Source organism: Rhodanobacter lycopersici (genome assembly GCF_040812335.1).
GTDB lineage: Bacteria > Pseudomonadota > Gammaproteobacteria > Xanthomonadales > Rhodanobacteraceae > Rhodanobacter_A > Rhodanobacter_A lycopersici.
Genome location: NZ_JBFOHK010000002.1, coordinates 745,694 through 759,420, shown reverse-complemented (window position 1 = coordinate 759,420; position 13,727 = coordinate 745,694). Strand labels below are relative to the sequence as shown.

Genomic DNA, 13,727 nt, shown 5'->3' with positions numbered 1-13,727 from the left:
CCGCTCCTACACTCTGCCATCCGACTACGCCTGACTCGAGAGCCGCCCCTGCAACGCCGCCGCATCGAACGGCCCCGCCTCGGCGATCAATGCACGCGCCGCATCCACCTGGTCCCAGGTGTTCCACAACAGCACGCCGCGCACACGGCCGTGCTCCAGGTAATACACCACGCCTTCGCGGCATGGCTCGCGCCAGTCCTCGACCACCTGCAGGCGGGCATCGAGCAGGCCGACGGCTTCATAGCCCAGGTCGAACAGGTCGGAGTAGAAGAACGGCAGCGTGTCGTAGCTGTCCGCAACGCCGGCCATCGCGCGGCCGGCGTGCCGGCCCATACCGATGGCCGCGTCCTCGTGCTCCACGCGCAGGCGCCGGTCCAGCGCGGGGTTGTAGAAATTGGCGACGTCGCCGGCCGCCCAGATGTCGGGGTCGCTGCTGCGCAGTTGCGCGTCGACCACGATGCCGTCGTCCACCTTGAGGCCCGCCTGCTCGGCCAGTGCGGTGTTCGGCGTCACGCCGAGGCCGGCCACCGCGGCCTCCACCCGCAGCAGGCTGCCGTCGGACAGGCCCAGCTCCACGCCGCCATCGGCAGGCCTGCCGCCGGTTACGCGCACGCCGCCACGCACATCCACGCCATGCTGGCGGTAGTAGTCGTCCAGGTAGCGCGCCAGGCCATCGGGGTAGCGGCCCGCGCCGATGTGCGCATCCGGAAACAGCATGCTCACCTTGCAGCCGGCACCGCACAGCGAGGCAGCCAGCTCGGCACCGATGAAGCCGCCGCCGATCACCGCGATGGTCGCGCCAGGCCGGGCAAAACGGCGCAGCGCCTCGTAATCGTGCAACGTGCGGTAGTGGATGATGCGGTCGCCAGCCTCGAACGGCAGCCGCCGCGGCGTGGCGCCGGTGGCGAGCAGCAGGCGGCGGTAGCGGTAGCTGTCGCCCTGCGCGTCGCACACGACGTGCGCCGCACGATCCAGCGCCACGATGCGCCGCCCGGGATACAGCTTCGCGCCGCTGGCCGCGGTACCCAGGTCGATGTCGGCCACGCTCTTGCCGCCCTTCCACAGCGCCTTCGACAGCGGCGGACGCTGGTACGGCGGCGAGGTCTCCTCACCGATCATGCCGACGTCCGCCGCCGCGTCGACCGCGCGGATCGCCTTCGCCGCCGCATCCGCCGCCATGCCGGCGCCGACGATCAGGTAATCGTGCACGTGTTCCATGACTCGCTCCCGCGCGAAACCACCCGTCCATCATGCGCCGCCGCGGCGAATGCAGCGTGAAGTCGCAAGGCCTGCGACGGCAGGACGTACACTGATGCAGACTGTTCCATGCGAAATCCGATCATGCCCAGCGAAACCCTGCTCATCGCCCTCGTCGTGCTCGTGCTGTTGCTGCTGGCCCTGCAGCTGGCGCTGCTGCTGCGCGGCCGCGGCGATGCCGGCCTGCATGCGCGGCTGGATGCGCTGAAGGACGACAACGAGCGCCTGCAGCGCGCGCTGCGCGAGGAACAGCGCAGCGGCCGCGAGGAGCTGCAGCAGGGCTTCGAACGATTCCGCGGCCACGTCAACGAACAGCTGGACGGCATGTCGCGCCAGCAGGCCGAGCGCATCGACAGCTTCGGCCAGCGCCTCGCCGCGCTCACCGACCAGACCGGCCAGGGCCTGCAGACGCTGGCCCAGCGCCTGACCGAAGACGCGCGCCAGAGTCGCGAGGAACTCGCGCTGGCGCTGAACCGCTTCGGCGAACAGCAGCAACAGCGCCTCACCGCCCTGGGCGCCCAGCACGAACAACGCATGGGCGAAGTGCGTGGCACGCTGGAAGGCCAGCTCAAGACGCTGCGCGAGGACAACGCCGCGCAGCTGGAGAAGATGCGCGCCACCGTGGACGAGAAGCTGCAGTCCACGCTGGAGACACGGCTGGGCCAGTCGTTCCAGCTGGTTTCCGAACGGCTGGAACAGGTGCAGCGCGGCCTGGGCGAGATGCAGAGCCTCGCCACCGGCGTGGGCGACCTGAAGCGCGTGCTGGGCAACGTGAAGACGCGCGGCATCCTCGGCGAGGTGCAACTGGGCGCCCTGCTCGACCAGCTGCTGACGCCCGAGCAATACCGCTCCAACCACGCCACGGTGCCGGGCAGCAACGAGCGCGTGGAATTCGCGCTGCGCATGCCCGGCGCCGACGCCGAGCATCCGGTATGGCTGCCGATCGACGCGAAGTTCCCGCGCGAGGACTACGAGCGCCTGCTCGACGCCCAGGAACGCGCCGATGCCGAGGCCGCCGGCCTCGCCGCCGCCGCGCTGGAACGCCGCGTGCGCGACGAGGCGAAGACCATCCGCGCCAAGTACGTGGCGCCGCCGCATACCACCGACTTCGCGATCCTGTTCCTGCCCACCGAGGGCCTGTACGCCGAGGTGCTGCGCCGGCCCGGCCTGTTCGAGGCCCTGCAGCGCGAGCACCGCGTCACCGTGGCCGGGCCGACCACGCTCACCGCGATCCTCAACGCGCTGCAGATGGGCTTCCGCACGCTCGCCATCGAGAAGCGCAGCAGCGAGGTATGGCAGCTGCTGGGCGCGGTGAAGAGCGAGTTCGGCAAGTTCGGCGAGGTGCTGGACAAGGTGAAGAAGAAGCTCGACGAGGCCGGCAAGCACATCGAGGCCACCGGCGTGCGCACCCGCGCGATCACGCGCAAGCTGCGCGATGTGGAATCGCTGCCGGGACAGGAGGCCGCCGGCCTGCTCGACGACGCCGCGGCCGACGACATCGAGCCGGACGACGAGGCATGAACACTCCGCACCGGTCGCTCGGCGAACACCGTCGCCGGTTGAGCGCGCTGGCCGACGAGATACTGCGGCTGCGCGAGGCGCTGCCGCGGCGCGAGCGCCTGCTCGCCGGTCTCGCCCATGCGCTGCGCGCGGTGCTGGCAGCCAGCCTCGGCTACTGGGCCGCGCGGGCGCTGGGACTGGAGCAGGGCTACTGGGCCGCGATCACGGCGCTCTCGGTGAGCCAGGCCAACTACGCCGAGGTGCGCCATTCCTCGCGCGACCAGTTCGTGGGCGCGATGATCGGCGGCCTGGTCGGACTGGGCGCCGCCACGCTGGGACACGAGCACTACCTCGCCTACGTGCTGGCGGTGATGGTCGGCATGCTGGCCTGCTGGCTGCTCAACCTGGGCGCGGCCGGCCGCATCAGCGGGGTCACCAGCACGATCATTCTGCTGGTGCCGCACGCCGGCGCGTTCTGGCAGTTCGCGCTGTTCCGACTGGGCGAGGTCACGCTGGGTGCGACGGCAGCGCTGCTGGTGACGCGCCTGTTCGATCTGCTGGAGTGGCGCTGGTTCGACGACGCGCCGCCTTGAGCCTGCCGAGCCGCGACAGCGGCCGCTACACTAGGCCGGCCCGATTTCCCCGGAATTCCCCCATGAGCGACTCCACTCCCGACGATGTCACCCGCGAGCAGGCCGAGGAGGCCGTGCGCACCCTGCTGCGCTGGGCCGGCGAGGATCCCGCGCGCGAGGGCCTGCTCGACACGCCCAGGCGCGTGGTGAAGGCCTACCGCGACTGGTTCTCCGGCTACGCCGAGGATCCGGGCGACTACCTGCGCCGCACCTTCAAGGAGGTGGAGGGTTACGACGAGATGGTGGTGCTGCGCGACATCGAGTTCGAAAGCCACTGCGAACACCACATGGCGCCGATCATCGGCCGCGCCCACGTCGGCTACCTGCCGACCTGCCGCGTGGTCGGCATCAGCAAGCTGGCGCGCGTGGTGGAAGGCTACGCGCGCCGCTTCCAGGTGCAGGAGAAGCTCACCGCGCAGATCGCCCGCTGCATCCAGGAGAACCTGCAGCCGGCCGGCGTGGCGGTGGTGATCGACGCCAGCCACGAGTGCATGACCACACGCGGCGTGCACAAGCGCGGCGTGTCGATGATCACCAGCCAGATGCTGGGTGCGTTCCGCGACGACGCGCGCACGCGCGCCGAGTTCCTGGACTTCATCGGCCTGCACGGCAGCATGCGCCGGTGATCCGGCGCCTTGCCGTCGCCGCCGCACTGCTGCTGCCGCTCACGGCGGCGGCGCAGGATTCGCGCAATGCCTACCTGCGGCAATTCGACACGGACGGCAACGGCTGCGTGAGCGAGTCCGAATACGTGGCCTACATGAGCCGCGGCTTCGAGCGCATGGACGCCAACCACGACGGCGTGCTGGAGCCGAGCGAACTGCCCGGCGGCCACGGCAAGCCGGTGACGCTGAAGGAATGGCGGGCCAACCTGCGCCACCAGTTCCACCGGCTGGACCGCCGCCACACCGGCTGCCTGGACGCGCAGGAACTCACGGCGCCGCCGGGCTGACATTCCGCCGCGAGCCAGCCGCAGCGCAATGCGATGCGCTATCGTTCCCCGTCTGCCGCCGCCACCCGTGCCATGAACCAGCCTGCCGACCACGTCCCGCGCCGCCGCGCCGCCCTCGCCTTCATCTTCGTCACCGTGATGCTGGACATGCTGGCGTTCGGCATCATCATCCCGGTGTTGCCGCACCTGATCGTCGACCTGATCGGCGGCAGCATCGCCAAGGCCGCCGTCTGGGTGGGCGCGTTCGGCGCGCTGTTCATGACGATGCAGTTCGTGTTCTCGCCGGTGCAGGGCGCCTTGTCGGACCGGTTCGGCCGGCGCACGGTGATACTGATCTCCAGCTTCGGTCTCGGCGTCGATTTCATCGTGATGGCGCTGGCGCCGGTACTGTGGCTGCTGTTCCTGGGCCGCGCGGTATCGGGCATCTGCGCGGCGAGCTTCTCCACCGCGAACGCCTACATCGCCGACATCGTGCCGAAGGAGAAGCGTGCCGCCGCGTTCGGCATGCTGGGCGCGGCCTTCGGCATCGGCTTCATCGTGGGCCCGGCGCTGGGCGGCTTCCTCGGCCACTGGCACCTGCGACTGCCATTCTGGGTGGCTGCCGGGCTGTCGCTGCTCAACTTCTGCTACGGCTGGTTCGTGCTGCCGGAGTCGCTGCCGAAGGAGCGCCGCGCCGCGAGTTTCGACTGGCGCCACGCCAATCCGTTCGGTGCGGTGGTGCTGTTGCGCCGCTACCCGCAGGTGTTCGCGCTGGCCACGGTGTTCTTCCTGATCAACCTCGCGCAGTTCTCGCTCAACTCCACCTACGTGCTGTTCACCGACTACCGCTTCGGCTGGGGTCCGCAGGCGGTGGGCTACACGCTGGGTCTGGTCGGCGTGTGCAGCGGCCTGGTGCAGGCGGTGCTGGTACGCCGGCTGATGCCGAAACTGGGCGAGCGGCGGATGATCCTGGTCGGCCTGTCGCTGTGCGTGCTGGGCTACCTCGCGTTCGGCCTTGCGCCCACTGCCTGGCTGTTCCTGCTGGCGATCCCGGTGTTCTGCCTGGGCGGCCTGGCCGGCCCGCCGGCGCAGTCGATGATGACCCACCAGGTCGATCCGCACGAGCAGGGCCGCCTGCAGGGTGCGCTGACCAGCCTCGCCAGCCTCGCCGGCATCTTCGGCCCGGCGATGTTCGCCAACCTGTTCGCACTGTTCATCAGCGACCACGCGCCGGTGCGCCACTTGCCGGGTGCGGCCTTCGTGCTGGCAGCCTTGCTGCTGGTCGCGGCGACGCTGATGGCGATCCGCGCCACGCGCCATGTCGTGCCGGCCCCGGCATCCGGCGCCGATGCCGCGGCGCCTGCCGCGCAAGCGGCGATCGGCGACGTGCTCGCACCTGAAATGCCTTCCCCCGACTCCGCGGAGCAAACCCGATGAGCATCTCCATGTACCAGGCCAGTGTCCCCGTCTTCGTCCGTGCACTCACCAACCTGCGCCACGTGTTGCAGAAGGGCGAAGCGCACGCCCAGGCGAAGGGCGTCACCGACGCCGTGCTGCTGCAGACACGCCTGATCCCCGACATGCTGCCGCTGGTGAAACAGGTGCAGATCGCCTGCGACATGGCCTGCCGTGGTTCCGCCCGCCTCGCCGGCGAGGAACCGAAGAGCTTCGAGGACAACGAAGCCACGATGGCCGAGGTGTACGACCGCATCGACCGCGCCATCGCCTACGTGCAGTCGTTCAAGGCCGGGCAGATCGACGGCAGCGAGGACCGCGCGATCCAGCTCAAGATGCGCAACGGCGAGCTGAACCTGCAAGGCCAGTCCTACCTGCTGCAGTTCATCCTGCCCAACCTGTTCTTCCACTGCACCACGGCCTACAACTTGTTCCGCGGCATGGGCGTGGAGATCGGCAAGACCGACTTCGTCGGCGCGCTTTGAGCACGTCGACTCCCCTCTTCCGCTTGCGGGCAAGCGGAAGAGGGGAAATGCAAGCTGCCCCGGAGGGAAGAAGGAGCAAGTCCCGCGAATCTGCGAAAATCCATCCCGTCGCCCCCAGCGAAACATCCGCCTCCTGATGCTGCGCCTGACCGACATCAAGCTCCCGCTCGACCATGCGGACGATGCCCTGCCCGCCGCGATCCGCGCGAAGCTCGGCATCGCGCCCGAGGCGCTGCGCAGCTTCAGCGTGTTCCGCCGCGGCTACGACGCGCGCAAGCGCGGCGCGATCGCGCTGATCTACACGCTGGACGTCGAGGTGGCCGACGAGGCCGCCCTGTTGGCGCGCCATGCCGACGACCGCCACGTGCAACCCACGCCGGATACCGACTACAAGTTCGTGGCACAGGCGCCGGCGAGGCTGGAGCACCGGCCCATCGTGATCGGCTTCGGCCCCTGCGGCATCTTCGCGGCGCTGATCCTGGCGCAGTCGGGCTTCCGCCCCATCGTGCTGGAGCGCGGCAAGGCGGTGCGCGAGCGCACCAGGGACACCTGGGATCTGTGGCGCAAACGCGAGCTGCACCCGGATTCCAACGTGCAGTTCGGTGAAGGCGGCGCGGGCACGTTCTCCGACGGCAAGCTGCACAGCCAGATCCGCGACACGCGGCACCACGGCCGCAAAGTGCTGGCCGAGTTCGTCAAGGCCGGCGCGCCCGAGGAAATCCTCTACGTCAGCAAGCCGCACATCGGCACGTTCCGGCTGGTGACGATGGTGGAAAACATGCGCGGCACCATCGAGGAACTGGGCGGCGAGATCCGCTTCGACCAGCGCGTGGACGACCTGCTGGTGGAAACCGGTGCACACGGCGAGCGCCACGTGCGCGGCGTGCGGCTGGCCGGCGGCGGCGAGCTGCGCAGCGACCATGTGGTGCTGGCGCTGGGCCACAGCGCGCGCGACACCTTCGAGATGCTGCACGCGCGCGGCGTCTACGTGGAGGCCAAGCCGTTTTCGATCGGCTTCCGCGTCGAGCACCCGCAGTCGCTGATCGACCAGGCACGCTTCGGCCCGCAGGCCGGCCACCCCATCCTTGGCGCGGCGGACTACAAGCTGGTGCACCACGGCAAGGACGGACGTTCGGTGTACAGCTTCTGCATGTGCCCCGGCGGCACCGTGGTGGCGGCCACCAGCGAACCGGGCCGCGTGGTCACCAACGGCATGAGCCAGTACTCGCGCAACGAGCGCAACGCGAACGCGGCGCTGGTCTGCGACATCCGGCCCGCCGACTACGCGACCTACGGCGAAGGCCCGCTGGCCGGCATCGCGCTGCAGCGGCACTGGGAGGCAAACGCGTTCCGGATGGGCGGCGGCGATTACAGCGCGCCGGGCCAGCGCGTGGGCGACTTCCTCGCCGGCAAGGCTTCGCGCGCCTTCGGCGACGTGCTGCCCTCGTACCAGCCGGGCGTGCGGCTCACCGACCTGTCCAGCGCGCTGCCGGACTACGCGGTGGCGGCAATCCGCGCCGCGATCCCGGCGTTCGACCGCCAGATCCGCGGCTACGCGCTGCCCGACGCGATGCTCACCGGCGTGGAAACGCGCACCTCCTCGCCGGTGCGCATCCGCCGCGACGACGGCGATTTGCAGAGCCTCAACACACGCGGGCTGTATCCGGCCGGCGAGGGGGCGGGGTATGCGGGCGGCATTCTCTCTGCGGCCGTGGACGGGATCCGCGTGGCGGAGGCGGTGGCGTTGTCGATCACACCCCGGGAGCGTGCGTAGGAGCGGCTTCAGCCGCGACTGGCAGAAGAGGAATCGCGGTTGGGTGAGGAATCGCGGCTAAAGCCGCTCCTACTGCCACTCCACGCGGCCGACCACCCGGCCCAGCGCGGCGTCCATCTTCTTGCACAGCTTCGGCGTGCCGTTGACCAGCACCGGTTCGGCGGCGGGCTTGAGCATGGGCACGTCCATCAGCGAATCGCTGTAGGCACACTGCCACTCGCGCACACCGTGTCCGGCCAGCGCCTTGAGCTTGTTCGCGCCAATGTTGTGGAAGCCGGTGCGCATGCCGGCCCAGGTGGGGCGCAGGCGCGACGCCAGCAGCTCGACGTCGCCCAGCCCCAGCTGTTCGAGGATGCCGCCCACCAGGGCCTGCTCGCAGCCGGTCACCACGATCACGCGGTCGCCCGCCTGCTGATGGCGGCGCAACTGGCGCAGCGCATCACGGTTGAAGCGGCGCGAGTGCTGCACCAGCTCGACGGCAAAGGCACGCGCCTGCGCCTGATAGCGCTGCTCGCCCATGCCGGACAGCGCCACGTGCACCAGGGTGCGCGCCGCGCGCCGGCGCGAGAACGGCAACTGCAGCAGCAGCCATGGCAGGCAGGGCAGCACCAGCAGCTTGCGCAGCCACGAGCGTTCGTAGCGGTTGCGGACGAAGAGGTAGAACGCATCGCCATGCAGCAGCACGCCGTCGAAGTCGAACAGGACCACGCGCGGTACCGGCACGTCATCGCTCGCCGCTGCGGGCAGCGCCATATCCCCTGTATTCATCTGTATTACTTCGTGCCGAACAGCCGCTTCAGTTCGCTGCCCGGGTCCTCGGCGCGCATGAACGCCTCGCCGACCAGGAACGCGTGGATGCCGCCCTCGCGCAGCCGCGCCACGTCCTCGGGCGTGCGGATGCCGGATTCGGCGACCAGGATGCGGTCGTATTCCATCAGCTCCTGCAGCGCCAGCGAAGTTTCCAGCGAGGTCTCGAAGCTGCGCAGGTTGCGGTTGTTGACGCCGATCAGCGGCACCGGCAGCGCCAGCGCGCGCTCCAGCTCTTCCTCGTCGTGCACTTCGCACAGCACGTCGAGGTCCAGTTCGGCCGCCTGCAGCGAGAGCTGCAGCAGCACGTCGTCGTCCAGCGCCGCCACGATCAGCAGCACGCAGTCGGCGCCGATCACGCGCGCCTCGTGCACCTGGTACGGGTCGATGATGAAGTCCTTGCGCAACACCGGCAGCGAACACGCGTCGCGCGCCTGCTGCAGGAAGGCTTCGCTGCCCTGGAAGAAGTCGCTGTCGGTGAGCACCGAAAGGCAGGCCGCACCGCCCTTCTCGTAGCTTTTCGCGATGGCCGCCGGGTCGAAGTCGGGCCGGATCACGCCCTTGCTGGGGCTGGCCTTCTTCACCTCGGCGATCACCGCGGGCTTGCCGGCGCCGATCTTCGCCTCGATCGCCGCGGCGAAACCGCGCGTCTCGGGCAGGTCCGGGATGCGCGCGGCCAGTTCGGCCAGCGGCAACCGCGACTGGCGTTCGGCGACTTCTTCCGCCTTGCGGGCGAGGATGCGGTTAAGGATGTCGGTCATGGCATTCGGGGTGGATGCGGGGGCCGTGGGCATCGTGGCGACGCCAATGTCGTCACGCCGTCAAGCGATCATGCCATGCCGGCCAGTCGTTGCGACGCGTCCACGAAGGCCTGCATTTTCGCACGAGCCGCGCCGCTGGCAATCGTGGCGCGCGCCAGCGCGATGCCCGCGCCGATCGACGCGGCCACGTTGGCCGCATACAGGGCCGCGCCGGCATTGAGGCAGACGATGTCGTGCGGCACGCCGCGCTCGCCGCCCAGCGCCTGCTCCAGCATCGCCTTCGACTCGGCCACGTCGGCCACGCGCAGGTTGCGGCTGGACGCCATCGCCAGGCCGAAATCCTCCGGCTCGATCTCGTACTCGCGCACCACGCCGTCCTTCAACTCGCCGACCAGGGTGGCCGCGCCCAGCGAGATCTCGTCCATGCCGTCGCGCCCCCACACCACCAGCGCGCGTCGCGCGCCGAGCTGCTGCAGCACGCGCACCTGGATGCCGACCAGGTCGGGATGGAACACGCCCATCAGGATGTTCGGCGCGCCCGCCGGATTGGTCAGCGGGCCGAGGATGTTGAACAGCGTGCGCACGCCCATTTCCTTGCGCACCGGCGCCACCACCTTCATCGCCGGATGATGGTTGGGCGCGAACATGAAGCCGATGCCGGTCTCGGCCAGGCATGCGGCCACCTGCGCAGGCGCGAGGTCGATGCGCGCGCCCAGCGCCTCCAGCACGTCGGCGCTGCCGGACTTCGACGACACGCTGCGCCCGCCGTGCTTGGCGATACGCGCCCCTGCCGCCGCGGCCACGAACATCGAGGCGGTGGAGATGTTGAAGCTACTGGCGCCGTCGCCGCCGGTGCCCACGATGTCGAGCAGGTGGGCGTCGTCGCCCGTCACCGGCACCTTCTCCGCCAGCTCGCGCATCACCCGCGCCGCACCGGTGATCTCGCCCACGGTCTCCTTCTTCACGCGCAGGCCGGTGACGATCGCCGCGGTCATCAGCGGGCTCACCTCGCCCGCCATGATCTGGCGCATCAGCGCGATCATCTCGTCGTGGAAGATCTCGCGGTGCTCGATCGTGCGCTGCAGGGCTTCCTGCGGCGTGATGGTGATCTCACGTGCACTCATGCCGCCAGCTTCCGCCGCGGCAGGCCGAGGAAGTTGGCGAGCATGTCGTGGCCATGCTGGGTGAGGATGGACTCGGGGTGGAACTGCACGCCCTCGACCGGGAGGGTCTTGTGGCGCAGGCCCATGATCTCGTCGATGCTGCCGTCGGGGTTCTCCGTCCACGCCGTCACCTCAAGGCAATCCGGCAGGGACGACTGCTCCACCACCAGCGAGTGGTATCGCGTGGCTTCGAACGGATCGGGCAAACCGGCGAACACGCCCTGCCCGCAATGGCGCACCGGCGAGGTCTTGCCGTGCATGATCTGCTTGGCACGGATCACCCTGCCGCCGAAGGCCTGGCCAATGGCCTGGTGACCGAGGCACACGCCGAACACCGGAATCTCGCCCGACAATTCGCGCAGCACGTCCAGCGACACGCCCGAATCGTCCGGCGTACCCGGCCCCGGTGAAATCATGATGTGCGAAGGCTTCAGCGCACGGATACCCGCCACGTCCAGCGCATCGTTGCGCACCACCTTCACCTCCTGCCCCAGCTCGCCCAGGTACTGCACGAGGTTGAAGGTGAAGCTGTCGTAGTTGTCGATCATCAGCAGCATGGCGCGGCGTCTTCGCAGGAGAAACCAGGGAAACGGCATCATACCGGCATGCGGCAATCCATGCGTCGCGGTCATCGCATGTGGACGTCCAAATGCTGCCATGACCGGCAGACGCACCACCGGATGCCGGCATCCGGAGAGGCGCCTCCAGCCGCGGCGATTGACATCGATTCCGATGTAAATGAGAATGCATCGCATTAACTTCCAGTGCGATGTCGACCTTTGGCTGTCGTCGCACTCGAATTCAGGAGCCCCTCCCGCGATGAATTTCTGCGCCCTGGTACTCGGCATGGCCGGCGCCGCCCTGCTCTATCTGGCCAGTGCCAGACAGAGCCTGCTTGCCAAGCCGCTGCATGGAAGCATGCGCATGCTGGCGACGGTCCTGCTTGCCGCCGGCGTCGTGGCGTGGATCGCGGCGGCAGGCATGGGTGCCGGCATCGCCGCGGCACTGACCTGCTGGATGCTTGTGTGGGTGGCACTACCCTATCTCGCGTGGTGGCGAAGCGCGAAGGTGCCGCCGCGATGATCGCGCGCTGCCTTGCCGGCGTCCTGCTCGGATTCACGCTTGCCGCCGCCCTGCCCGCGCTCCTGCTGGGCGTACTTCCCGATGGCGGCGCCTGGCTGATTCCGCTGCTGATCCTGTTTTTCCCGCTGTGGACTGCCTTCATGGCCGGCGCATATGCGGCGCGCAGCGGCACGCGCGCCTGGCTGGCGCTGGGCGGCGCGAATGCGGCCGCCTTCCTTGCGCTCTGGCTGCTGCCGCATTGAAGGCGGGCGATACACGATGAAAGCCGCCACGATCCGCCGTTTCCAGACCGTGCACACCTGGACCGGCCTGCTTGCCGGTTTTGCGCTGTTCGTGGCGTTCTATGCCGGTGCGTTGACCGTGTTCCACGACGAGATCGCCGCATGGCAGAACCCGCCATGGCGCGCCGCGCCGGACGCGCGGGTATCGGTGAATGCACTGATCGAAAGCCTGCTCGCGCACCATCCGGAAACCCGCGACGATTTCGGCATCGTGCTGCCCGGTGGCGGCAACGGTGCCCCATATGCATTCTGGCAAGGCAGGGACGGCGCACGCTTCGCCACCGCGAGCCAGATGGGTGCACCCGCCTCCGATGCGGGTAGCGGCAGCCTCGCCGACTTCGTGTATGCGCTGCACGATTCGCTGGGCCTGCCGGTGGTCGGCCTGTACCTGATGGGCATCGTCAGCGTGCTGTACGGCCTGGCGCTGGTGTCGGGCTTCCTGATCCACCTGCCGCAGCTGCTGGGCGACCTGTTCGCCCTGCGTGCGGGACGCAACCTCAAGCGGCTGTGGCAGGACGCGCACAACGCCATCGGCGTGCTCAGCCTGCCGTTCCATGTGATCTTCGCGCTGACCGGCGCGATCTTCTGCCTGTTTGCCGCCACCCTGCTTGCGCTCAACACGGTTTCGTTCGACGGCAAGCTGTCCGGGCTGTTCGCACAGGCCGTGGCGACGGCTCCGGCGACGAAGGCCAATGGCACAACCAGCGTGATGTTGTCGCCCGATCAGTTGATCGCACGTGCGCGCGTCGCCGCACTGGTGAAAGGCGTCAGCAGCTTCGATCCCGACTACCTGCACTTCGTGCACTACGGCGACCGCAACGCGGTGGCCGAGGTGCGCGGGCTGTCGCAGCACACGCTGGGCACCTATGGCACGGTGGCGTTGTCGGCGCGCGATGGCGGTGTGCTCGCCGCGCATGTCGGCAATGGGCAGGACGCCAACGGCATCAGCTGGTCCGCGCTGTATGCGCTGCACTTCGGCAGTTTCGGCGGCAACACGGTGCGCTGGCTGTATTTCGTGCTGGGCCTGGCCGGCGCCTTCCTGTTCTATTCCGGCAACCTGCTGTGGGTCGAGTCGCGGCGCAAGCGGCGCCACGCGGACCAGCCGCTGCGCACGCGAGTGATGGCGCGCGCCACGGTGGGCGTGTGCATCGGTACCTGCCTCGGCATTTCCGGAGCGTTCGGCGCGGCGTTGGCCTGCGCGCATTCCGGCATCGACGCGGCGATGGTGCAGCGTGCGACCTGTTACGGACTGTTCTTCATCGCCTGCGCCTGGGCCTTTGCGCGACCGGCCGCACGCGCCGCCACCGAGCTGTTGGGCGCAACCGCCGTACTGACCATCGCCGTGGCGGTGGCCGACCTGCTGGCCAATGCCAGCCACTGGATGCAGCCGTGGACGCCGGCGACGCGTGCCGTGCTGGCCGTCGACCTCACCGGCATCGCACTCGGCCTGGTCTTCGCGCGCCTCGCGCGCGCCGCGCTGCGGCGTGGACGCGATGGCGATCCGAACAGCGTGTGGGCGCTGCCCGCGCCTATCGCATCGCCGACGGACTGAATCCCCTTTCCGGCAAGCCTGTGCCAGCCGGGCAAACCTGCAACAC

15 protein-coding genes are annotated in these 13,727 nt (G+C 69.2%); 10 read left to right on the top strand and 5 right to left on the bottom strand.

The features are described 5' to 3' along the window. Positions 1–24: 24 nt before the first annotated feature. The gene (locus tag ABQJ54_RS10300) at positions 25–1,218 is read right to left on the bottom strand and encodes an NAD(P)/FAD-dependent oxidoreductase (protein WP_367854204.1); all 1,194 of its coding nucleotides are present in this window, start codon (positions 1,216–1,218) and stop codon (positions 25–27) included. A 123-nt stretch (positions 1,219–1,341) separates the two neighbouring features. Between ABQJ54_RS10300 and ABQJ54_RS10295 the strand changes: the two genes are divergently transcribed. The 7 genes from ABQJ54_RS10295 to ABQJ54_RS10265 all read left to right on the top strand — a co-directional run bounded on the left by ABQJ54_RS10295 (position 1,342) and on the right by ABQJ54_RS10265 (position 8,034). Further along, on the top strand, positions 1,342–2,778 hold the full coding sequence (locus tag ABQJ54_RS10295; protein ID WP_367854203.1) for a DNA recombination protein RmuC: 1,437 nt from the start codon (positions 1,342–1,344) through the stop codon (positions 2,776–2,778). After that, on the top strand, positions 2,775–3,350 hold the full coding sequence (locus ABQJ54_RS10290) for an FUSC family protein (protein ID WP_367854202.1): 576 nt from the start codon (positions 2,775–2,777) through the stop codon (positions 3,348–3,350). The genes ABQJ54_RS10295 and ABQJ54_RS10290 overlap by 4 nt, the downstream gene beginning before the upstream one ends. 62 nt (positions 3,351–3,412) lie before the next feature. Continuing rightward, on the top strand, positions 3,413–4,015 hold the full coding sequence (gene folE / locus ABQJ54_RS10285) for a GTP cyclohydrolase I FolE (protein WP_367854201.1): 603 nt from the start codon (positions 3,413–3,415) through the stop codon (positions 4,013–4,015). Continuing rightward, complete coding sequence (locus ABQJ54_RS10280; protein ID WP_367854200.1) at positions 4,012–4,341, top strand: EF-hand domain-containing protein; 330 nt, start codon at positions 4,012–4,014, stop codon at positions 4,339–4,341. The genes folE and ABQJ54_RS10280 overlap by 4 nt, the downstream gene beginning before the upstream one ends. A 72-nt stretch (positions 4,342–4,413) precedes the next feature. Next, positions 4,414–5,757 carry a TCR/Tet family MFS transporter gene (locus tag ABQJ54_RS10275; protein ID WP_367854426.1) on the top strand — a complete coding sequence of 448 codons (1,344 nt, stop codon included), beginning with the start codon at positions 4,414–4,416 and terminating at the stop codon, positions 5,755–5,757. After that, a complete protein-coding gene (locus ABQJ54_RS10270) occupies positions 5,754–6,260 on the top strand; it encodes a DUF1993 domain-containing protein (RefSeq protein ID WP_367854199.1) in 507 nt (168 codons plus the stop codon). The genes ABQJ54_RS10275 and ABQJ54_RS10270 overlap by 4 nt, the downstream gene beginning before the upstream one ends. A gap of 136 nt (positions 6,261–6,396) precedes the next feature. Further along, complete coding sequence (locus ABQJ54_RS10265) at positions 6,397–8,034, top strand: NAD(P)/FAD-dependent oxidoreductase (RefSeq protein ID WP_367854198.1); 1,638 nt, start codon at positions 6,397–6,399, stop codon at positions 8,032–8,034. A gap of 69 nt (positions 8,035–8,103) precedes the next feature. Here ABQJ54_RS10265 and ABQJ54_RS10260 read toward each other — a convergent pair whose 3' ends face one another. The 4 genes from ABQJ54_RS10260 to ABQJ54_RS10245 form a co-directional block, all read right to left on the bottom strand. Next, complete coding sequence (locus ABQJ54_RS10260) at positions 8,104–8,802, bottom strand: HAD family hydrolase (RefSeq protein ID WP_367854197.1); 699 nt, start codon at positions 8,800–8,802, stop codon at positions 8,104–8,106. A 5-nt stretch (positions 8,803–8,807) separates the two neighbouring features. Next, complete coding sequence (trpC, locus tag ABQJ54_RS10255) at positions 8,808–9,602, bottom strand: indole-3-glycerol phosphate synthase TrpC (RefSeq protein WP_367854196.1); 795 nt, start codon at positions 9,600–9,602, stop codon at positions 8,808–8,810. Positions 9,603–9,670: 68 nt separating this feature from the next. Further along, entirely contained in the window at positions 9,671–10,726 is a 1,056-nt protein-coding gene (gene trpD, locus ABQJ54_RS10250) for an anthranilate phosphoribosyltransferase (RefSeq protein WP_367854195.1), read from the bottom strand. Then, a complete protein-coding gene (locus tag ABQJ54_RS10245) occupies positions 10,723–11,322 on the bottom strand; it encodes an anthranilate synthase component II (protein ID WP_367854194.1) in 600 nt (199 codons plus the stop codon). Before ABQJ54_RS10245 ends, trpD begins: the two co-directional genes overlap by 4 nt. A 262-nt stretch (positions 11,323–11,584) precedes the next feature. On the opposite strand from ABQJ54_RS10245, the gene ABQJ54_RS10240 reads away from it, so the two are divergent. Genes ABQJ54_RS10240 through ABQJ54_RS10230 form a run of 3 tightly spaced genes read left to right on the top strand, consistent with a single transcriptional unit; the run spans position 11,585 to position 13,681 of the window. Next, a complete protein-coding gene (locus ABQJ54_RS10240; protein WP_367854193.1) occupies positions 11,585–11,848 on the top strand; it encodes a hypothetical protein in 264 nt (87 codons plus the stop codon). After that, complete coding sequence (locus tag ABQJ54_RS10235) at positions 11,845–12,090, top strand: hypothetical protein (RefSeq protein WP_367854192.1); 246 nt, start codon at positions 11,845–11,847, stop codon at positions 12,088–12,090. The genes ABQJ54_RS10240 and ABQJ54_RS10235 overlap by 4 nt, the downstream gene beginning before the upstream one ends. Positions 12,091–12,106: 16 nt before the next feature. Further along, positions 12,107–13,681, top strand: coding sequence for a PepSY-associated TM helix domain-containing protein (locus ABQJ54_RS10230; RefSeq protein ID WP_367854191.1), 1,575 nt, complete (start codon positions 12,107–12,109; stop codon positions 13,679–13,681). Positions 13,682–13,727 lie beyond the last annotated feature (46 nt).